This window comes from Kribbella sp. NPDC051137, assembly GCF_040682535.1.
GTDB lineage: Bacteria > Actinomycetota > Actinomycetes > Propionibacteriales > Kribbellaceae > Kribbella > Kribbella karoonensis.
Genome location: NZ_JBFBBI010000001.1, coordinates 1,445,680 through 1,465,240, shown reverse-complemented (window position 1 = coordinate 1,465,240; position 19,561 = coordinate 1,445,680). Strand labels below are relative to the sequence as shown.

24 protein-coding genes are annotated in these 19,561 nt (G+C 69.8%); 7 read left to right on the top strand and 17 right to left on the bottom strand.

Annotated features, from left to right (window positions below; genetic code table 11):
* Nucleotide 1 precedes the first annotated feature (1 nt).
* Genes AB0M51_RS06950 through AB0M51_RS06935 form a run of 4 tightly spaced genes read right to left on the bottom strand, consistent with a single transcriptional unit; the run spans nucleotide 2 to nucleotide 1,681 of the window.
* Nucleotides 2-334, bottom strand: coding sequence for a YnfA family protein (locus AB0M51_RS06950; protein WP_344196515.1), 333 nt, complete (start codon nucleotides 332-334; stop codon nucleotides 2-4).
* Entirely contained in the window at nucleotides 331-741 is a 411-nt protein-coding gene (locus AB0M51_RS06945; RefSeq protein ID WP_344196517.1) for a MerR family transcriptional regulator, read from the bottom strand. Before AB0M51_RS06945 ends, AB0M51_RS06950 begins: the two co-directional genes overlap by 4 nt.
* On the bottom strand, nucleotides 738-1,046 hold the full coding sequence (locus AB0M51_RS06940; RefSeq protein ID WP_344196518.1) for a hypothetical protein: 309 nt from the start codon (nucleotides 1,044-1,046) through the stop codon (nucleotides 738-740). Before AB0M51_RS06940 ends, AB0M51_RS06945 begins: the two co-directional genes overlap by 4 nt.
* 44 nt (nucleotides 1,047-1,090) lie before the next feature.
* A complete protein-coding gene (locus AB0M51_RS06935; protein WP_344196520.1) occupies nucleotides 1,091-1,681 on the bottom strand; it encodes a DUF1707 and FHA domain-containing protein in 591 nt (196 codons plus the stop codon).
* A 73-nt stretch (nucleotides 1,682-1,754) separates the two neighbouring features.
* Here AB0M51_RS06935 and AB0M51_RS06930 point away from each other — a divergent pair, with 73 nt between their 5' ends.
* The 3 genes from AB0M51_RS06930 to AB0M51_RS06920 all read left to right on the top strand — a co-directional run bounded on the left by AB0M51_RS06930 (nucleotide 1,755) and on the right by AB0M51_RS06920 (nucleotide 4,161).
* Complete coding sequence (locus tag AB0M51_RS06930) at nucleotides 1,755-2,831, top strand: ATP-dependent DNA ligase (RefSeq protein WP_344196521.1); 1,077 nt, start codon at nucleotides 1,755-1,757, stop codon at nucleotides 2,829-2,831.
* Entirely contained in the window at nucleotides 2,831-3,586 is a 756-nt protein-coding gene (gene uppS, locus AB0M51_RS06925) for a polyprenyl diphosphate synthase (RefSeq protein ID WP_344196523.1), read from the top strand. Before AB0M51_RS06930 ends, uppS begins: the two co-directional genes overlap by 1 nt.
* A 62-nt stretch (nucleotides 3,587-3,648) precedes the next feature.
* Nucleotides 3,649-4,161 (top strand): hypothetical protein, encoded by a 513-nt coding sequence (locus tag AB0M51_RS06920; RefSeq protein ID WP_344196524.1) that lies wholly within the window; start codon nucleotides 3,649-3,651, stop codon nucleotides 4,159-4,161.
* Here the strand turns inward: AB0M51_RS06920 and AB0M51_RS06915 are convergent.
* Entirely contained in the window at nucleotides 4,133-4,309 is a 177-nt protein-coding gene (locus tag AB0M51_RS06915) for a hypothetical protein (RefSeq protein WP_344196526.1), read from the bottom strand. The two genes, AB0M51_RS06920 and AB0M51_RS06915, sit on opposite strands and share 29 nt — an antisense overlap.
* Entirely contained in the window at nucleotides 4,309-6,183 is a 1,875-nt protein-coding gene (locus AB0M51_RS06910; protein WP_344197137.1) for an ABC transporter ATP-binding protein, read from the bottom strand. Before AB0M51_RS06910 ends, AB0M51_RS06915 begins: the two co-directional genes overlap by 1 nt.
* A gap of 142 nt (nucleotides 6,184-6,325) precedes the next feature.
* Between AB0M51_RS06910 and AB0M51_RS06905 the strand changes: the two genes are divergently transcribed.
* The 3 genes from AB0M51_RS06905 to AB0M51_RS06895 are packed head-to-tail and all read left to right on the top strand — an operon-like array spanning nucleotide 6,326 to nucleotide 7,535.
* A complete protein-coding gene (locus AB0M51_RS06905) occupies nucleotides 6,326-6,766 on the top strand; it encodes an SRPBCC domain-containing protein (protein WP_344196528.1) in 441 nt (146 codons plus the stop codon).
* The gene (locus AB0M51_RS06900) at nucleotides 6,763-7,089 is read left to right on the top strand and encodes a metalloregulator ArsR/SmtB family transcription factor (protein ID WP_344196529.1); all 327 of its coding nucleotides are present in this window, start codon (nucleotides 6,763-6,765) and stop codon (nucleotides 7,087-7,089) included. The genes AB0M51_RS06905 and AB0M51_RS06900 overlap by 4 nt, the downstream gene beginning before the upstream one ends.
* 5 nt (nucleotides 7,090-7,094) lie before the next feature.
* Entirely contained in the window at nucleotides 7,095-7,535 is a 441-nt protein-coding gene (locus tag AB0M51_RS06895) for an SRPBCC domain-containing protein (RefSeq protein ID WP_344196531.1), read from the top strand.
* Here the strand turns inward: AB0M51_RS06895 and AB0M51_RS06890 are convergent.
* On the bottom strand, nucleotides 7,532-8,296 hold the full coding sequence (locus AB0M51_RS06890; protein ID WP_344196532.1) for an enoyl-CoA hydratase/isomerase family protein: 765 nt from the start codon (nucleotides 8,294-8,296) through the stop codon (nucleotides 7,532-7,534). The two genes, AB0M51_RS06895 and AB0M51_RS06890, sit on opposite strands and share 4 nt — an antisense overlap.
* A 25-nt stretch (nucleotides 8,297-8,321) precedes the next feature.
* Complete coding sequence (locus AB0M51_RS06885; RefSeq protein WP_344196534.1) at nucleotides 8,322-9,920, bottom strand: ABC-F family ATP-binding cassette domain-containing protein; 1,599 nt, start codon at nucleotides 9,918-9,920, stop codon at nucleotides 8,322-8,324.
* Between the two features lie 62 nt (nucleotides 9,921-9,982).
* On the opposite strand from AB0M51_RS06885, the gene AB0M51_RS06880 reads away from it, so the two are divergent.
* Nucleotides 9,983-10,885: a neutral zinc metallopeptidase gene (locus AB0M51_RS06880; RefSeq protein WP_344196536.1), complete on the top strand. Its 903-nt coding sequence runs from the start codon at nucleotides 9,983-9,985 to the stop codon at nucleotides 10,883-10,885.
* Between the two features lie 102 nt (nucleotides 10,886-10,987).
* Here AB0M51_RS06880 and AB0M51_RS06875 read toward each other — a convergent pair whose 3' ends face one another.
* The 9 genes from AB0M51_RS06875 to AB0M51_RS06835 all read right to left on the bottom strand — a co-directional run bounded on the left by AB0M51_RS06875 (nucleotide 10,988) and on the right by AB0M51_RS06835 (nucleotide 19,557).
* Nucleotides 10,988-14,008, bottom strand: coding sequence for a hypothetical protein (locus AB0M51_RS06875; RefSeq protein ID WP_363748414.1), 3,021 nt, complete (start codon nucleotides 14,006-14,008; stop codon nucleotides 10,988-10,990).
* A gap of 21 nt (nucleotides 14,009-14,029) precedes the next feature.
* Nucleotides 14,030-14,962 (bottom strand): hypothetical protein, encoded by a 933-nt coding sequence (locus AB0M51_RS06870; protein ID WP_363748412.1) that lies wholly within the window; start codon nucleotides 14,960-14,962, stop codon nucleotides 14,030-14,032.
* A gap of 108 nt (nucleotides 14,963-15,070) precedes the next feature.
* The gene (locus AB0M51_RS06865) at nucleotides 15,071-15,718 is read right to left on the bottom strand and encodes a hypothetical protein (protein ID WP_363748411.1); all 648 of its coding nucleotides are present in this window, start codon (nucleotides 15,716-15,718) and stop codon (nucleotides 15,071-15,073) included.
* Nucleotides 15,719-15,737: 19 nt separating this feature from the next.
* Nucleotides 15,738-16,496: a Tad domain-containing protein gene (locus AB0M51_RS06860; RefSeq protein ID WP_363748409.1), complete on the bottom strand. Its 759-nt coding sequence runs from the start codon at nucleotides 16,494-16,496 to the stop codon at nucleotides 15,738-15,740.
* A complete protein-coding gene (locus AB0M51_RS06855) occupies nucleotides 16,483-16,947 on the bottom strand; it encodes a TadE/TadG family type IV pilus assembly protein (protein WP_344196543.1) in 465 nt (154 codons plus the stop codon). Before AB0M51_RS06855 ends, AB0M51_RS06860 begins: the two co-directional genes overlap by 14 nt.
* A 25-nt stretch (nucleotides 16,948-16,972) precedes the next feature.
* Complete coding sequence (locus AB0M51_RS06850; protein WP_344196545.1) at nucleotides 16,973-17,407, bottom strand: TadE family protein; 435 nt, start codon at nucleotides 17,405-17,407, stop codon at nucleotides 16,973-16,975.
* A gap of 8 nt (nucleotides 17,408-17,415) precedes the next feature.
* Nucleotides 17,416-17,634: a hypothetical protein gene (locus AB0M51_RS06845; protein ID WP_344196546.1), complete on the bottom strand. Its 219-nt coding sequence runs from the start codon at nucleotides 17,632-17,634 to the stop codon at nucleotides 17,416-17,418.
* A 100-nt stretch (nucleotides 17,635-17,734) separates the two neighbouring features.
* Complete coding sequence (locus AB0M51_RS06840) at nucleotides 17,735-18,655, bottom strand: type II secretion system F family protein (RefSeq protein WP_344196548.1); 921 nt, start codon at nucleotides 18,653-18,655, stop codon at nucleotides 17,735-17,737.
* The gene (locus AB0M51_RS06835; RefSeq protein WP_344196550.1) at nucleotides 18,652-19,557 is read right to left on the bottom strand and encodes a type II secretion system F family protein; all 906 of its coding nucleotides are present in this window, start codon (nucleotides 19,555-19,557) and stop codon (nucleotides 18,652-18,654) included. The genes AB0M51_RS06840 and AB0M51_RS06835 overlap by 4 nt, the downstream gene beginning before the upstream one ends.
* Between the last annotated feature and the right edge of the window lie 4 nt (nucleotides 19,558-19,561).

Below are 19,561 nucleotides of genomic sequence, written 5' to 3'. Positions count from 1 at the left end.
GCTATCCGCGGGGCGCGTACATGATGACGGCTACGCCGAGGAGGCAGATGGCTGCGCCGGTCACGTCGTAGCGGTCGGGTTTGAAGTGGTCGACGAGCATGCCCCAGGCGAGGGAGCCGGCCACGAAGATGCCGCCGTACGCGGCGAGGATGCGGCCGAAGTTGGCGTCCGGCTGGAAGGTGGCGACGAAGCCGTAGGCGCCGAGGGCAACTATTCCGGCGGCGATCCAGAGTACGCCGCGGTGCTCGCGCCAGCCCTGCCAGATCAGCCAGGCGCCCCCGATCTCCGCGATCGCCGCCAGGACGAACAGCAGGACCGATCGCAAAACCGTCACTCGGCGATCTCCACGAACGGCAGCGGGCAGGCCGGATCGCCCGCGCAGGTCTCCAGATCGTCGCAGCCGGCGGCGATCCCGGCGCGCAGGGTCTCGGCGATGACCGTCAGGTCGGCGATCTTGGCTTCCACATCGGTCAGTTTCTCCCGGGCGCGCGCCTGGAGCCCGGCTCCCTCGCCGCGGCGGTGGCGATGTCTCGCGGAGTCGAGCAGGTCGGACACCTCGGCAAGGGTGAACCCGAGCCGCTGCGCCGCCTTGATCACACGCAGCGTAGTAACGGCCTCGGACGAGTAGATCCGATGTCCTCCGAGGCTCCGGGACGGTTCAGCGAGCAGTCCGCGGCGTTCGTAGTACCGCAGGGTCTGCGGGTTCACCCCGGCGGCGGCTGCGACCTCGCTCGACCTCATCGCGGCAGTCGGGCGGTCAGACCGTCCAGTACGGCGGTGTGTGCCGGCGGGACCGTGATGCGGAGTTCCGTCCTGCCGGCGAAGGTGAACGTGAAGAACGAGCAGCACTCGCTCTCGCGAGCGGTCAGGTCTGCGACCACCTCATAAGCCTCCGGGTCGAGCGTGAGATCCAGCGTCCGCGCGTCGACGCGCTCGGCGTGTTGCAGGGAGTCGGCGAAGAGTTGGTCGAACTCCGCCACTCGCAGTGGCCGCTCCGCGGTCGGCAGCGTGCAGGAGTCCGGCACCCAGGTCAGGTTCTCGGTCATGCCATCGACGGTAAACCTGTACCCAAGTACCGGATGCAAGCTCGTTACGGCTGCTGCGTCAACGTGAAAGCGACCGCGCCGAAGCTCACCCGGTCGCCCGGGCGTACGCGGACCGTGGTGGTGATGCGCAGGTCGTTCACGCAGGTGCCGTTCATCGAGCCGAGGTCCCGGAGCAGCCAGCCGTCCTCGACGTACCGCAACTCGGCGTGGAACCTGGAGACGGTCACATCCCCCAGCCGCAACGTTGCCCCGGGCCCCCGCCCGATCCGTACGGTCGGAGATCCGGGTGCCGGCAACGCGAGCGCGGCAGGTGCCGGAGCGGGCGTCTTCCGGACCACCGACAGCCGGCCCAGCACGTCCCACCGCGGGACGCTGCGGGACGGGCGGTCGAGCTTCACGCGCGGCAGCTTCTCGCACAGGTTGCGGGTCACCGCGGTGAACCGGGACTCGCGGCGGGGCAGGTCGCGGAGGACGTCGGCGAGTTCGCCGTGGGTCCGGGCGCGGAGTACGACGTTCATCCGGCGGACGAACGTGTCGTGGGAGAGGCGGCCGGAGCCGGCGCCGTCGCGAAGGACCGAGAGCGCGCGGTCACGCTCCGCGTCCGACGGACGCGTCCCCACCCCGAGCGAGCTCATACAGAGCATTGTCCGAGGCAACTCGCGTCCCGTCCACCTGGGAACTGTCACAGGCGTGGGACAGAATGACAGGATGCGACTGCCTGTGATGCCTCCGGTCAAGCCGATGCTCGCCAAGCCGGTGAAGGAGATCCCGCGCGGAGAGCTGTCCTACGAGCCGAAGTGGGACGGGTTCCGGTCGATCATCTTCCGCGACGGCGACGAGGTGGAGATCGGCAGCCGGAACGAGAAGCCGATGACGCGGTACTTCCCCGAGCTGGTCGAGGCGGTCAAGGCGAACCTCCCGGAGCGCTGCGCGATCGACGGCGAGATCATCGTGATCGGCGCGTCCGGCGACCGGCTCGACTTCGAGGTGCTGCAGCAGCGCATCCACCCGGCCGCGAGCCGGGTGAACATGCTGTCCGAGAAGACGCCCGCCCGGTTCGTCGCGTTCGACCTGCTGGCCCTCGGCGACGACGACTACACCGAGCGCCCGTTCAGCGAACGCCGTACGGCGCTGCTCGACGCGCTCGCGAACGTGAAGGCGCCGATCCACGTCACGCCCGCGACCGCCGACCACGACACCGCGGCGCAGTGGTTCGAGCAGTTCGAGGGCGCCGGCCTGGACGGGCTGATCGCGAAGCCGCTGGACGGGCTGTACGTCCCGGACAAGCGGACGATGTTCAAGATCAAGCCGGAGCGTACGGCGGACTGCGTCGTCGCCGGGTACCGCCTGCACAAGAGCGGGCCGGACCGGATCGGATCCCTGCTGCTCGGGCTGTACAACGCCGACGGCACGCTGGCCAGCGTCGGCGTGATCGGCGCGTTCCCGATGGAGCGCCGCAAGGAGCTGTTCGAGGAGCTGCAGCCGCTGGTCACGACGTTCGACGACCACCCGTGGGCTTGGGCGAAGCAGGAGGAAGGCGTCCGGACGCCGCGGAACGCCGAAGGCTCCCGCTGGCAGGCGGGCAAGGACCTGTCGTTCACCCCGCTGCGCCCGGAGCGCGTCGTCGAGGTGCGCTACGACCACATGGAAGGGATCCGCTTCCGGCACACCGCGCAGTTCGTCCGCTGGCGCCCGGACCGGACACCTGAGTCCTGCAACTACGAGCAGCTGGAGGAACCGGTGAAGTTCGACCTGGCCGACGTACTCTCGAGCGCCCAACGCTGATGCTCTACTCCCTGTACAAGCGCCGTCTCCGGCGCCAGCTGAAAGGCCTCCCCAAGCCGCGGCACGTCGCGATCGTGATGGACGGCAACCGGCGCTGGGCACGCGGCGCCGGGTACGACGACGTCCGCGTCGGCCACCGGTTCGGGGCGAAGCACCTGGAGCAGTTCCTGCAGTGGAGCGCCGACGCAGGGATCACCTGTGTCACTGCCTGGGTCGCGTCGGCCGACAACATCCGCAAGCGTGACTCGGCCGAGGTCGGCTACCTGATGGAGCTGACGGAGAGCGTGCTGGCCGAGCACGTACGACGCGACCACCGCTGGCGGCTGCACGTCGCGGGGCAGCTGGATCTGTTGCCCGACTCAACAGCCCGCGCACTGAAGGAGGCCGTCGAGCTCAGCCGGGATCGTGAGGCCGGTGACCTGACGCTGGCAATCGGCTATTCCGGACGGCTCGAGGTGGTCGACGCCGTCCGGGCGGTCCTCGACGACGCCGCGGCGGATGGGCGGTCGCTCGAGGACGTCGCCGACACGCTGAACGAGGCGGAGATCGGCCGGCACCTGTACGTGCCCGGTCTGCCCGACCCGGAGCTGGTGATCCGGACCAGCGGCGAGCTGCGGATGTCGGACTTCCTGCTCTGGCAGGCGACCGACTCGGAGATCGAGTTCTGCGACCTGTACTGGCCGGCGTTCCGCGAGGTCGACCTGCTCCGCGCCCTGCGCACCTACGGAAGCCGAAGACTGCAACGATTCAGTTGAATACTTTCACCGCCGACCGGGGCACTATGGAGTCATACCGACTGGTAAGCGGAGGTGGCACGATGTACGACGTCGTACTGCTTGTCGAACAGGAACTGTCCGAGCCGGACGCGAAACGCGTCGTCGAACTCCATCAGGACATGCCCGAGCCGGTCACGTACCACGTGCTCGTGCCCTGCCACAACGCGGAGGCAGGCGTCGAGGCGTCGATCAGCGCCCTCGGTACGGCGGACCTGTACGGACCGGGTCTCGCCGGTCAGCGCGAGGACCTGGTGGAGGCGCAACGCGCGATCGACTCCGAGGCCAAGGGCTGCAGCGGCCGCAGCGTGCAACGGCTCCGCGAGCTCGGGCAGAACGCCGAGGGCGGCATCTCCCACGACCGGCCGATCGACGCGCTCGTCGCGACCGTGAACCACGTGCACGGGCAGGAGGTCATCATCCTGACCCGGCCGCACATCGTGGCCGAGTTCTTCCATCTGGACTGGACCAACTCGGCGCGCCGTCACCTCGGTGTCCCCGTCCTCCACCTGCTGGAGCACGAGCCGGCTAGTGCTGGAGCAGAACCGCGTAGGTGAGTCCGCCGGCGAGGCTTGCGATCAGGAGCGACAGTGTGGTCCTGATCGCGCGCTCTCCGGTGCGGCCGTAGTGCCGGCCGTCCTCGGAGTGGTACGCGACCTTGTAGCCGGCGTACCCGGCCGCGAGGACGAGCGCGAGTTTGATCATCAGACACCTGCCGCTGTGCCGGACTCCTTGAACTGCGTGCGGTACAGATCAGCGTACTCGCCACCGGCCGCGAGCAACTCTTCGTGCGTGCCGCGTTCGACGACGTTGCCGTGGTCAACGACCAGGATCTGGTCCGCGTTCCGCACCGTCGAGAGCCGGTGTGCGATCACCAGCGACGTACGGCCCTCGAGCGCGGTGTCCAGGGCCCGCTGGACAGCGACCTCGGACTCGGAGTCCAGGTGTGCGGTCGCCTCGTCGAGGACCACGATCTTCGGCGCCTTGAGCAACAACCGGGCGATCGCCAGCCGTTGCCGTTCGCCACCGGACAGCCGGTGCCCGCGGTCGCCCACGACCGTGTCCAGGCCGTCCGGCAACTCCGACACCAGCTCCCAGATCTGGGCCGCCCGCAACGCCGCGATCATCTCGTCCTCGGTCGCGTCGGGCTTCGCGTAGTCCAGGTTGGCCCGGATCGTGTCGTGGAACATGTGTGCGTCCTGCGTGACGTACCCGATCGTGTCGTGCAGGGACCGCAGCCTGACCTCGCGTACGTCGCGCCCGCCGACGCGCACGGCTCCCCCGGTCACGTCGTACAGCCGCGCGACCAGGTTCGTGATCGTCGTCTTCCCCGCACCGGACGGGCCGACCAACGCGATCATCTGGCCCGGCTGGACGACGAAGCTCACGTCCCCGAGGACCTGCGCCGACGCCCGCTTGTCCAGCACGGCGACCGATTCCAGGCTCGCGAGCGAGACCTGCTCGGCGGTCGGGTACGAGAACGCGACGTGATCGAACTCCACGCTCGCCGCGTCGTCCGGCAGGTCGACGGCGTCGGGAGCGTCCTTGATCATCGGCTCCAGGTCGAGCACCTCGAAGACGCGCTCGAACGACACCAGCGCGGTCATCACGTCGACACGCACGTTCGACAGCGCGGTCAGCGGCCCGTACAGCCGGCCGAGCAGCGCGACGAGGGCGAGCAGCGTCCCGACGGTCAGCGTCTGGCGGACCGCCAGGTTGCCGCCCACGCCGTACACCAGGGCCGTCGCGAGCGCCGCGACCAGCGTCAGCGCGGTGAAGAACACCCGGCCCAGCATCGCGATCCGGATGCCCAGGTCACGGACCCGCCCGGCGCGCTCGCCGAAGTCGCGCTCCTCGAGCGCCGGGTGGCCGAACAGCGTGACCAGCAGCGCGCCGCCCACGCTGAACCGCTCGGTCATCGCGGACGACATCTCGGCGTTCAGGTTCATCTGCTCGCGGGTCATCGCGGCCAGCCGGCGGCCGAGGATGCGGGCCGGGACCAGGAAGATCGGCAGCAGCAGGATCGCGACCAGGGTCAGCTGCCAGCTCAGCGCGAGCATCGCCGCGACCACGAGGATCAGGCTGATGATGTTCGAGACGACGCCGGACAGCGTGGTGGTGAACGCCTGCTGGGCGCCGATGACGTCGTTGTTCAGCCGGGAGACCAGCGCGCCGGTCTGGGTCCGGGTGAAGAACGCGACCGGCATCCGCTGCACGTGCGCGAACACCTTGGTCCGCAGGTCGTAGATCAGCCCCTCGCCGATCCGCGCCGAGAACGAGCGCTGCACCAGGCCCAGCACTGCCTCGACGACCGCGAGCCCCGCCACTACCAGCGCGAGCGCCGTCACGAGTCCGGCGTTCCCCTTGGTGATGCCGTCGTCGACGATCTTCTTGAACAGCAGCGGCGACGCGATCACCAGGAACGCCGACGCGATCACCAGCACCAGGAATCCCGTGATCTGCCACCGGAACGGCCTCGCGAACCGGAGGATCCGCCGCACCGTGCCCTTCGCCAGCTTGCGTCCGACGACGGACGCGTCCTGCCGCCGCCAGCCGGCCGCAGCCATCCCGCCCATCATCGACATCGCACTGCCTCCCTTTTCACTGAATCATCTCAACAGCCGGGGGTTGAGAACGCTTCCCGCAACCTTTGGTTGCATATCTCGGCGGCACGGCCTACAGTCATGAGCAACCAAAGGTTGCGAAAGGGGCAGGGGTCAGATGAGCAGGAGTATCGAGCGGGAGATTCGGATCGAGGCCGCGCCGGAGGTGGTCTACGAGGTGGTCAGCTCACCGGAGCACCTGCGCGAGTGGTGGCCGGACGAGGCCGACTACAAGGCGGTGCCGGGGAGCGCCGGCACGATCGGCTTCCGGCAGGACGACGGGACCATGACCGTGGGATTCACGGTGCTGGAGGCCGAGCCGCCGCGCCGGTTCGCGTTCCGCTGGGACTACGACGGCGAGACCGCGACCGTGCGGAACTCGGTGCTCGTCACCTTCGATCTGGTCCCGGACGCCGGCGGCACGCTGCTCCGGTTCGCGGAGACCGGGTTCGACGAGGCCGGGAAGTCCGACGAACTGTTCGCCGACCACACCAGCGGCTGGGACTACTTCCTGCCGCGGATCGCGCCGTACGTCGCCCGGCTGGTAGCCCGGCCGTGATCGACGACGAGCTCTGGTCGGCGATCGGCGACCCGACCCGGCGGCGGATGCTCGACCTGCTGCTCGCGGACGGCGGCGGTACGGCGACCGGGCTCAGCGAGCGCCTGCCCGTCACCCGGCAGGCGGTCGCGAAACACCTCGGCGTCCTGGACCGGGCCGGGCTGGTGCACTCCGCGCCGTACGGGCGGGAACGCCGCTACACCGTGGATGAGGACCGCCTCGCTCACGCCATCAACCAGCTGTCCGACGTGACCCACGCCTGGGACCGGCGGCTGCAGCGCATCAAGACGATCGCCGAGGCGATCGAACGGAAGGAAAGGTAGTTCCGATGAGCGACATTCTGCACCGCGTGGGCATTGTTGCCCCGAGCAAAGATGTGTACGACGCGCTGACCACGATCGACGGTCTGGCCGGGTGGTGGACCGTGGACACCACCGGCGACGTCGACGGCGTACTGGAGTTCCGCTTCGCCAGCGCGGGCGGGGACGGGTTCGACATGAAGGTCCTGGAGACCACGCCCGAGCTGATCCGCTGGGAGGTCGTTGGCGGACCCGACGAATGGATCGGTACCCAGGTCAGCTTCGCGCTCTCGACCGTCGACGACTTCACTATCGTCCTGTTCAAGCACGAGGGCTGGCGGGAGCCGGTCGAGTTCATGTACCACTGCAGCACCAAGTGGGCGACGTTCCTGATGAGCCTCAAGCAGTACGTCGAGACCGGCAAGGGCGAGCCGGCCCCGAACGACGTACTCGTGAGCAACTGGCACTAGCCGAAGGCGGCGAGGAGTTCCTTCAGGCGGCGCTCCTGGGCTGCGCGCTCGGCCTTGAGCTGGTCGTCGTACGGGCGGTCCGCGGCACCGAGGAGCAACGCCTTGGTCTCGCGGATCGCGCCCGGCAGCGGCCCGAGCAGCGCGTCGGAGAGGTCCTTCACCGTCGCCTCCAGCTCGTCCGCCGGTACGACGATGTTCGCGAGGCCGAGCTCCTTCGCCTCGGCCGCCTCGACCCAGCGGGTGGTGGCGCAGATCTCGAGCGCCCGGGAGTACCCGACCAGCTCGACGAGCGGCTTCGTGCCGCCGAGGTCCGGGACCAGGCCGAGCGACGGCTCGCGCATGCTGAACCGCACGTCCGGGGTCACGACCCGCAGGTCACAGGCGAGCGCGAGCTGGAAGCCGGCGCCGACCGCGTGGCCCTGGACGGCCGCGATGCTGACGATCTCGGGCCGCCGCAGCCAGGAGAACCCGGACTGGAAGTGCGCGATCAGCTCCAGCACCTCGTCGGTCGGCTTCGCTCCGAGGTTGAGCAGCGGCTCCTCGCCGAGGTCGTTCTCGCCCATGATCAGCCGCCGGTCCAGCCCGGCCGAGAACGACGGGCCCTCCCCCGACACGATCACCACGCGGACCTCGTCGGGCAGCGACGTACCGAAGTCCGCCAGCTCACTCCACATCCGCGGCGTCTGGGCGTTCCGCACCTCGGGCCGATCCAGCACCACCCGGGCCACGGGCCCGTCCACACTCAGTCGCAGGCCAGTCATACTCCCGGATATTACTCGGAAGTAATCAGGCGAGCGAGACCAGGTCGGCGTACTCGTTGGTCCAGAGGTCCTCGACGCCGTCCGGGAGCAGGACCACGCGTTCGGGTTCGAGGGCCTCGACGGCGCCCTCGTCGTGGGTGACGAGGACGATCGCGCCGGTGTACGAGCGGATCGCGTTCAGCACCTCGGCGCGGGAGGCCGGGTCGAGGTTGTTGGTCGGCTCGTCGAGCAGCAGCACGTTCGCCGCGGAGACGACCAGCGTCGCCAGCGCGAGCCGGGTCTTCTCACCGCCGGACAGCACACTCGCCGGCTTGTCCGAGTCGTCACCGGTGAACAGGAACGAGCCGAGCACGCTGCGCGCCTGCGTCTCGTTCAGGTCCGGGGCGGCGGACTTCATGTTCTCCAGCACGGTCCGGTTCACGTCGAGCGTCTCGTGCTCCTGGGCGTAGTACCCGAGCTTGAGGCCGTGGCCGTCGATCACCTCGCCGGTGTCGGCCTTCTCGATCCCGCCGAGAATCCGCAGCAGTGTGGTCTTGCCGGCACCGTTGAGACCCAGCACGACGACCCGGGAACCCTTGTCGATCGCCAGGTCGACATCGGTGAAGATCTCCAGCGATCCGTACGACTTCGACAGCTCGCGCGCCATCAACGGCGTCTTCCCGCACGGCGCCGGCGTCGGGAACGAGATCTTCGCGACCCGGTCGGCCTGGCGCTCGTCCTCCAGCGAGGACATCAGCCGCTCGGCGCGGCGGAGCATCTGCTGGGCGGCCGCCGCCTTGGTCGCCTTGGCGCGCATCTTGTTCGCCTGGTCGACCAGCTGGGTGGCCTTCTTCTCGGCGTTCGCCCGCTCGCGCTTGCGGCGCCGTTCGTCGGTCTCGCGCTGGCTCAGGTACGCCTTCCAGCCGACGTTGTAGACGTCGATCTCGGCGCGGTTCGCGTCCAGGTGGAAGACCCGGGTGACGGTCTCCTCGAGCAGGTTCACGTCGTGGCTGATCATGATCACGCCACCGGCGTACGACTTCAGGAAGTCCCGGAGCCAGACGATCGAGTCCGCGTCCAGGTGGTTCGTCGGCTCGTCCAGGAGCAGCGTCTCGGCCTGCGCGAACAGGATCCGGGCCAGCTCGACACGGCGACGCTGACCGCCGGACAGGGTGGACAACGGCTGGCCGAGAACCCGGTCCGGCAGGCCCAGGTTGGCCGCGATCCGGGCCGCCTCGGACTCGGCGGCGTATCCCCCGGCGGCGTGCAGGTCGGCCTCGGCGCGCTCGTACCGCCGCATGCCCTTGGCGCGGGTCTTGTCGTCCGCGCTGGCCATCTGCTTCTCCGCGCCCCGCAGCCGTCGTACGACGTCGTCGAGTCCGCGGGCGGACAGGATCCGGTCCCGGGCGAGTACGTCGAGGTCGCCGGTGCGCGGGTCCTGCGGCAGGTAGCCGATCTCCCCCGACGAGGTCACCGACCCGGCGGCCGGGAGACCTTCACCGGCGAGGATCTTGGTCAACGTGGTCTTACCGGCCCCGTTACGGCCGACCAGCCCGACCTTGTCCCCCGGGCCGACCCGGAACGACGCGGGCGCCAGCAACTGCCGGGCACCGACGCGAACCTCGAGATTGGAAACAGTGATCATCGGGGTACGCAGAGGTCCTTACGCTGGGGCCGGCAGAGGTGAGCTGCTCTAGTGTATGTGCCGTGAAATTCAACCCGGATGCGGATCTCGACACGAGCGGTGTCGAGGACACCCGCGGGAGTGGCGGCGGCGGTCGCGGTGGGCTGCCCGGCGGGGTGATTCCGGTCGGCGGCGGCATCGGCGGCCTCATCCTGCTCGTCGTGATCCTGCTCCTGAACGGCGGACTGCCAGGCGGGGACGGCGGTGACCAGCCGGTCACGCAGAACACGGCGGCAGGCAACCTCAGCTCCTGCAAGAAGGGCACCGACCTGCAGTCGAACTCGGGCTGCCGGTTCGTCTTCTACCAGAACTCGATCGAGAGCTTCTGGGCCGCGGAGCTCCCCCGGCACGGGAAGAAGTACACCCGGGCCCCGCTGCGGGTCTTCGACGGCTCGGTGAACACCGGCTGCGGCCCGGCGACCAGCGCGGTCGGCCCGTTCTACTGCCCGCCCGACCACCGCGTCTACCTCGACCTCGGCTTCTTCCAGACCCTGAAGACCGAGCTGGGCGCACGCGGCGGCGAGTTCGCCGAGGCGTACGTCGTGGCCCACGAGTACGGCCACCACGTCCAGAACCTGTACGGCATCCTCGACCGGATCAAGACCCGGAACGGCCCGACGTCGGACTCGGTCCGCTCCGAGCTCCAGGCCGACTGCCTGGCCGGCATCTGGACCAACCACGCCACGACGGTCCCCGGCAAGAACGGCAAGCCGCTGATCACCGACCTCACCCAGGACGACATCGCCCGCGGCCTGGACGCTGCCGCCTCCGTCGGCGACGACCGCATCCAGCAGAAGACGCAGGGCCAGGTCACCCCCGAGTCCTTCAGCCACGGCACCGCCGCCCAACGCATGAAGTGGTTCCAGACCGGCCTCGACTCCGGCGACCTGACCGCCTGCGACACCTGGTCTGCCCGCTCCCTCTGAGGACTTACCCCCTCACCTGGAGGGTTGCCCCCTGAGATTTTCAAGGGGCAACCCTCCAGTTCGGGGGATGTCCCGTGAACTGGAGGGTTGTGCGGCGGTGGGTCAGGCGACCTGGGCGGGGCGGTGGTAGCCCGGGATGAGTTCGTCGACCAGGGCGTCGGTCTCGGCTTCGGGGCCGCGGGGGGCGCCGTGCTTGGTGAGGGCGGCGTACATCTGGCCGGCGACGTTGGTGACGTCGGCGGTGGTGCCGAAGTGGGCCGCCAGCCGGAGGGTGGCTCGCCACAGTTCCTCGGAGGCCGGCGAGAAGCTCAGGCCGGTCTGCAGGGCGGTGCGGGCCAGGTTGCCGTCGTTGTGGCTGAGGGACGCCTCGGCGAGCCGCAGGGCGGCGTCGACGACGGCCTCGACCATCCGGCGCTCGATGCCGGACGCGGCGAGCCACGAGTAGCGGCCGCCGGGCAGGTTCGACCAGGCCGGACCGTGCACCAGGCTGAGCGCCGTCGACAGCGGGCCGCGCGGGTCGTCCACCATCGACGCCTGCTTGGCCAGGGTCCGGAACACGTCCCAGTCGACCCGGACCACACTGCGGTTCAGCATCCAGCGGCCGGACTCGTCGGCGTACATCGCGTCCACGCCGACCCAGCGGCGGGTGTGCTCGAGCGCCGAGTCGCGCAGTTCCTCGCTGATGCCGCGCGGCCAGATCGCACCGGCCAGCACGTTCGGGTGTACGCCGTAGTCCTGGCTGGCCAGGAACGCGACGATCTCGGTCGCGAGCGCGACCCGTCCCTCGTCGATCGCGCCGCGGGCGTCCACCTCGACCGGCCCGAGCAGGTCCACCTCGACCGGCGCGGGCTGGCTCAGGTCAGTGGCCGAGAACTCGTACGCCGGCATGTCCTGCTCCACGCGGCGCTTGTCGCGGGCGTCCGCCTCGGCCGCGTCGAACAGCTGGACCAGGTCCGCGAACTGCGCGGGGTTGATGCTGTGCGCCTCGACCTCGAGGCCGAGCAGCCGGCAGACCGCCTGGTTCTTCTCGTCCACGACGAACCGCCACGGTGCGTTCAGTACGTCGCCGACCACGATCACCGAGATGCTGCGCTTGGTGTCAGCGGCCAGCCGGTTCAGCTGGTCCTGCTCCTCCGGCGACGGCGGCGCGGACACGAAGATGATCTCCGCGCCCCACAGCGCCGCGTCCGGGTGCGACATCCGGGCCTCGGCGACCGAGCCGGCGTTCCGCCGCTGGCAGGCCTGGACCTGCGCCTCGGTCCGGCGGACCACCTCGCCCATCGCGTCGTCCAGCCGCACCCAGTAGCTCAGCCGGCTCGGCGACAGCGACGACAGGTCGTCACCGAACCCGACCATGCTGATGTGCGCGCCTTCCGACCACAGGTTGGTGGCCAGCTCGACGGCCAGCGAACCGACCACGTCGCGGGAGGCGTTCGTGACGCCGCCGAACGCGACGATCCCGTTCGCGGTGTCGAGGTCGATCAGCACGGTCGCGCCGTCGGCGTTCTGGCCGACCGTGACCAGTGTCGGGTACGGCGCCGGCGCGTTCACCTCGCCGGCCGGGCCGTACGCGCGGCGCAGCGTCCAGCGGGTGCCCTCGGCGATCGCCTGCCACGGACCGGGCGGGGCGGGCTGCGCCTCGTACGGGTCCAGCACCAGGGTCAGCGCTCGGTCGGTCACCAGCGCGGCGACCACCTTCGGCATCGGGCGCCCGAGCTGGGTCATGTCCGCACCGAGCTTGCGCAGCGAGTTGTCGACGAACTGTGCGGTCGGTACGTCGGCCGCCAGCCGCAGGTCGATCTCGGTCTGCCGCTGTCCGGCCGCCTTCGGGCCGGGGCCCTGCGCCCAGCCGCGGCGACGCTTCAGCGCCAGCGCCAGGCCGGCCGCGAGCAGCGTCGCGCCGAAGCCGAAGATGCCGGCCTCCTGCAGGCTGATGCCACCGCTGTGCGCCGCGACCGGAGTCGCCACCGGCACCTGGGTGCCACCGCCGGCCGGCTCACCCTGGGCGTTCGTCCCGGTGCCCGGGATGTGCGGCTCGGCCGTCACGTTCGGGCCGCCCGGCTTGACGTTCTTCGCGCCCGGGTCGGTGGTCGAGCTGACGATCCCGAGCGAGGATCCCTGCTCGACGCCCTGCTCCGCGTAACGCCCCGGACCGCTGGTCCTGGTCTCGGACTTGTGGTCGACCGCGGCCTTCGGCTTGGCCGTCGTCTTCGTCTCGGCGGTCTTCGTGCGGGCCTCGGTGGTGTGGGTCTTGGTCTGGTTCGTCGACGTGTGGTCGCCGATGCTGACCCGGACCGTGTGCACCCCCGGGCCCTTGGCGTCGGCCGGCAGCCGCACCTGCCAGCCCGGCATGATCAGGTCCGGGTTGGTCAGCCGGCGGCCGTCCGGCTGCAGCTTGTTCTTGTTGAGGTCGTAGATCTCCTTGTACCGGCGGCCGTCGCCGAGGTGCCGCTCCGCGATGTCCCACAGGCAGTCGTAGTTGCGGCCGTGCGGCGGACGCACCTCCGTGTACTTGATGACCTGACCCTGGTGGTCGTGGTTCGTCCGGACCCCGGTGGTGGTCTTGTTCGCCTGCTGGCTGCTGCCGCTGAGGATCGTGCTGGACGCCTCGGTCTGGCGGAACTGCGACGCCGCGGACTCCTGCGTGCTGTGCCGCGCGGTCACCGCGGTCGGCGCGACCGGGCCGCTCGTCGTCGCCGCGCTCGCCACCGGCAGGCTGACGCCCGCACCGGCCGCGATCAGTACGACGGTGCCGATCAGCCGCCGGGCCAGCGCCTGCGAGCCGCCGCCGAGCGGGACCCGTGGCGACAACCCGTGGCCGCGGATCTCCGCGACCGCCTCCGCGATCAGGCAGACCACGAAGTGCAGCCAGGCGATCCAGATGAAGAACGCGATGATGCCCAGCACGGTCCGGATGCTCAGCTCGCTGAACAGCATGCTCTTCGAGGGCATGCTGTCCGGCCACGGCGTACCGAAGAACCGCAGCAGCACGTACGGCACGCCGCCGACGATCGCGAGGATCGCGAGCAGCGCGAGGAAGCCCTTCAGCCGGTCCGCGCCCGGACTCGTCGACCGCCGCTGCGGCAACCGCGCCGCGCGCACCGGATCATTCGTCCTTACCATCGCTCCTCCATACCCCCACCATCAGCCACCAATGGCCTCGACTTCCTGCACCGGCAACCGCTGCACCGCGTGAACATCCGCCCTACCGATCGGGTTCCAGCCCCCGTGGTCCTTGCCGATCCAGTAGGAGACCTCCCATGTGATCGTCAGCTTCACCGTGTACATCCCGTCCGGCTGACTCGCGCTGGACTTCTTGTAGACGTGCTTGCACGGGTTCAGCTGGTGGTACGGATCCTGCGTCGGGTCGTATCCGGTCGGGTTGGCCAGCGGTGTCGTCCCGGTCATGCACTTGAACGGTCCGGTGCCGTCCCCCGGGTCGATCGTCATCTCCACCACCATGCCGCGCATGGTCAGGTTGTGCCCCGGGCTGAAGTAGCTACTCGTCGTACCGTCGACCTCGTAGATCTCGGAGCTCAGCGGCGTCAGCGTGAAGTACGCCGGCACGTTCACCCGCGGGGTGTACGTCGGCATGATCTGCAGCGCCGGCTCCGGGTAGCTGCTCTTGAACTCGTACCAGAACTGCTTCATGTAGTCCGGGAACGGGCACTGCGCTTCCTCGGCCGGGTCGACCGGCACGTACGCGCGCTCGAGGTGCGCGTGGTCGCCGCCGTTGAACGTGTTCAGGTCGTAGTCCGTGATCGTCACCCGGAGCACCCACTTCTTGCCCTCCGGGGCCTTCGGCAACTTGATGCCTTCCGGGATGTCGAAGTTCCGGCACGGTACGAACGGCCGGCCCTCGAGCCGGTCCTTCCAGGTCGGCGGCGGCGAACCGTCGCCCAGGTAAGGCTCACCGGAACTGCAGTAGGAGCCGAAGCCGACGGAGTTGACGTACATGCTGCAGACGGAGTTGCCGGTGACGATGGTTTCGGCGGACGCCGTGGTGGCGGGGACTGCCACCAGTAGTGCGAGAACGGCGCTCAAGGCGAGCAGCGCGCGGCCTACCCGGTTGTGCATCCTCACTCCCCAGACTCGTCTTCCGGCAGATTATCTTCGACCAGGGGCATCATGCCCGTTGCCCAGTGCCCCGTCACCTCTTCGCAACCTGAAATCCATCATTCTGGTCTATGCCGGATAATGGATGCCGGCGCAGTTCACGCCCTTGCTCGTGACCAGCCGGTACGGCAGCCAGCCCATCCCGGTCTTCACCATCTCGATCACCTCGGGCGACCCGTTCGGTGCTACCACGGTCCAGTTCCGGGCCTTGGGATCCCAGTACTGCGTGTGCTGCGAGCGGCAGGTCTGCACGGTCACGGTGCCCTGTGGCGTACTGCGGGCACCGACCACGACGACGCTGCCCGGCGGCTTCATCACCCAGCCGTTGCGCTTGGCGTCCGCGATGCCCTGCGCCACGTCGGCGTAGAAGAACGACGGGAACCGCTGCTTCAGGATCGTGTCGTCGCGGTCGACGAGCGACTTGAAGTACAGCGGGTAACTGGTCACGAGCCCTTGGACGGCGGGATTCGACCCGAAGTTCCCGGGAAGTACCGTCACCTGTTTGGCGGCCGGCGCGGTCGGCTGCGCGGTGGCTGCGGTCTGGGTCGGCGCGCTGCTCGGAGTCTGGCTCGGGTCCGCGGACGGCGTACTCGAGGTCGTCGTACCGGCGTCGCCGCCGGCCGGGACCGGGAGGCCGCCGTCTTTGGAGTCCTTGCCGCAGGCACTGAGCAGCAGGACGCCACAGAGCACCGCGGCAGGGATGGCAAACCTACGCACGAGGAACAGTCCTCCGTCTCTAGCGACCGCTCGGCGGCGTGTCTGTGGGGCTCGGCGGTGTACCGGTCGGCGGAGTGTCCGACGGGTTCGGGGTGAGGGTCGGGGTCGGGGTCACGTTCGGCTTGCAGGTGGCCGGGAACGGGAACGGCGTCAGCGTCCAGACGGGTGTCGGCGAGCCGACGGTCCAGGTCGGGCAGGGCAGGTCGATGGTCGGCGGGACCGCGGTGGTGATCGGGATCGTGCCCGGGCCGTCCGGGGTCGAGTTCACCACGATCGGCGGGATGGTCGGGCTGTCGTCGGCCTTGTCGACGCCCTGCTCGGCATGCGCCTGGCCGGCGCCGGTCGCCTTCAGCGACTGCTTGCCGATCAGGCCGAGGAACGTGGTCTTGTTCTGGATGTCGACCTGGATGTCGACCTCTTTCTCGGTCAGCGTGGTCGGGCCGCACGAGGTCACGGTCGGGTCGTTGTTCTGCACCTGGCCGCAGAAGCCGGCGATCGCGGTGGCGGCCTTGGTCGTGTCGATCTTCGCCTCGGCCGAGTTCAGCTGGATGGCGGCGGCGCCGACCCGGGCGGCCTCCTGCGCGTAGCCGACCGCGCGGGAGCGCGCGCCGAGCTGCCGGCCGCCGTCGATCACGAGTCCGGCCAGCGTGAAGATCATCACCGCGAGGATCGCCACCGCGGGGCTGAGCGCGCCGCGGTGGAAGCGCCGGTGCGGCCGCGGTGCGTCGATCCGCAGGAACTCGACGAGCCGCGACCTCAGCTGGTCAGGAGCCGTCACCGCGCACCCCCCGGTACGGGTCGAGCGACGACGTGAAGCGCTTGGTGATCTTGGTGTCACCGCCGAGCCCGAGCAGGCCCAGGTCGCGGTAGTTGATCGTGCACGTGACCTCGACCGACAACGGCGACCCGGCAACGAACCCGGTGGTGATCGAACCGCTCGCGGACTCCTTGCAGGACTTCACCGCCTGGCCCATCGCGTCGCTGACGGCCTGGTCGACGCGGCCCTGCGCCTCCTGCACCGACCGCGACTGGCTGGCGCCGCGGGCACCGTCGCGGGCGGCGCTCTCCAGCAGCGACGAGGTCTGGAAGTATCGGCCGCAGGCGAGCAGGAACATGAACAGCGCCAGCAGCACGGGCGCGAGAATCACCATCTCCAGCGCCATCGTGCCGCGCTCGGCGCGCAACAGGAGCGAGGAAGGCGCTCGCTCCAGGCACCGTCGAAGCTGCATCCTCCGAACCCTCACTTGTCGGCACTCACTTGTCAGCTTGGAACTGCTCGATCGGGCCGGTGGCGGTCCGGCTCACCTTCAGCTTCAGCCCGGGCACCAGCGAGACGGTGTCACCGGTGACGGTGAACGAAACCATGCCTTCCGGGCTGTTGTACGACGGGAACGGCACGGCGGTGTTCTGCAACGTCGTACCGCCCAGCTGCTGGGCGTAGGACTGGATGTCCGAGCGCACCTTCTCCCCCACCGCGTCGGTGTAGACCGTCGGCTGCACCAGCCGCAGCCGCGACACCCCTTCCTGAGCGGCGTTCAGCGCGACGGACCGCCCGTACAGCCAGAGGGCGGTCTGGATCGAGACGAAGATCAGCGCCAGGATGGCCGGCGCGAGGATGGCCAGCTCGAGTGTGCTGACACCTCGCTCCGATCGTCCCCGCGAGCGTCCCGGCGCCGTCCGCCGCAGCACGGCCGGCGTCAGCCCTGGTCGATCTCGGACGTGCGCTTGGTGATCACGCGCTTCACCACCACGCCGATCGCCAGCGCGGCCGCGACCAGGATCGCCGAGATGATCGCCCACTCCAGGGCGGAGGCGCCCAGCTCGCTCTGGCCCGCGCGCTGCCGGGCGCGCTGCGCCTGGGCCCGCGCCACCGCGTAGCCGGCCATCGCCCGCCAGAACATCAACTCCGAGATCATCCGTCTGCCTTCCGATTCGTGAGGCCTGAGCAGGCCCCAGTATGCCGTGTTCGACGGGCGACGCCGCCCAACGGATCCCGTGCCCTGATCACTGTTCGGCCTAACTTCCGAGGATGGCCACGCCGGCCGGGAAAGCCAGGAACAGGAAGAAGGCCGCGATCATCACCAGCTGCGCGACCAGCATGGACTGCGACCGCTCGCCGGCCTTGCCCTCGACGTCGGCCAGCTCCTTGCGGCGCAGCGACGCCGCCCGGGCGAGCAGCGAGGACCGGATCTTCGCGCCCTCGTCGCCGGCCAGTGCCAGTGCCGAGGCCAGGTCCCGGAGCTCCTCGACGCCGAGGTCCTCGCCGAGCCGGGCCATCGCGTCCCACGGCGTGATGCCGATCAGCCGCGCGTTCGCCAGTGCCTGCCGGATCCGGGCCATCGCCCAGTGCTCGCCGATCGTGGACGCGGTCATCAGCGCCTCCGGCAGGCCGCGGCCGCCGGCCAGGTTCATCGCGACCAGGTCCAGGAAGCTGCCGACCACGTGCCGGAAGTCCCGGCGCCGCTTCTCCGCCTCCTGGCGCAGGGCCAGGTCCGGCAGGAAGAACGCCACCGCCATGAACGCCAGCGTCACGATCGCCGGCGTCGCGCCGGGCGCGGTCAGGCCGATCGCCGAGAACAGGAACAGCACGAGCGGGATGAACAGCATCGCGCCGAGCGCGAAGAACACCTTGGTGGCGAGCATCGCGGCGAACGGCTGGTTCATCACCGCGAGGTCCCGGCGAAGCTTGCCGAACGCCCAGCCGCGGGAGTTCGCCTCCAGCTCCAGCCGGCGGCCCAAGGACTCCCGGGCGCGGTCCACACCGCCGAGCACCCGCTCCCCGGCCGCGCTCGCGGTGGCCCCGCCGGTGTAGGCGCCGCGGCCGGCGTCGATCCGGGCGATCGTGGACAGCACGTTGGCGCGCGGCTTGATGAACATCCGCACCAGCAGGTACACGCCCAGGCCGGCGATCGCGCCGGTGACGAAGGCCCACGTCATCCGTTCACCACCTCCATCCGCTCGTCACCGGGCCGGTTCGTCCCGTGGTCCCTGGAGACGCCGATCAGGAACCGCTCCGGCACCTCGATCTTCGCCAGCCGGCGCAGCCAAAGCAGGCCGAGCGCGTACAGGCCGATCACCACGGCCAGCACGACCTGCCCGATGAAGCTCGTGTACGGCGCCATGTACGTCGGGTTGAACAGCACCAGGCCGGCCGCCATGATCAGCGTGATCGCGACCACCACCTGCACACTGCGCCGGGTGGACCGGCGCTCGGCGGCGACCTTCCGGCGTACGTCGAGCTCCTCGCGGGCCGAGTCCGCGAGCGCGCTCAGCACCTCGCGCAGACCGGGTCCGCGGAGCCGGGCGTTCAGCACCAGGGCCGCGACGATCAGGTCCGCGGACGGGTCGTCGAGGTCGTCGGCGAACCGCATCAGGGCCGACGGCAACGGTTCCCGGATCCGCAGCCGGTCGACCAGCAGGTTCAGGCCGGGCTTGATCGCGGGCGCCGCGTTCACCGCGGTGGCCGGGATCGCCTGCTCCAGGCCGACCGCGCCGGCGATCGTGTCCCGGAGCGCCTCCGTCCAGGTCGCCAGTGCGTCCAGCCGGTCGATCGCCCGGCGCTCCTCGCCGCTGCCGCCGAAGAACCGGTCCGCCATCCCGGCCAGCAGGCCGAGGGCGACCGCGAGCACCAGCCAGCGGGTCACCACCAGCACCACCAGGCCGACCGCGACCGCGGCGCCGAGCCGGATCAGGTTCTTGCGGTTCTCGGCACTCCGGTTCCGGAACAGCGAGGGCGTCTCGTTCTTCGGCTCGGTACCGCGGATCGCGACGATCAGCAGCATCACGGCGCCGCCCACCACCGCACCGCAGAGCAGCGCCGCCAGGGTCTCGGTGCTCACGGCA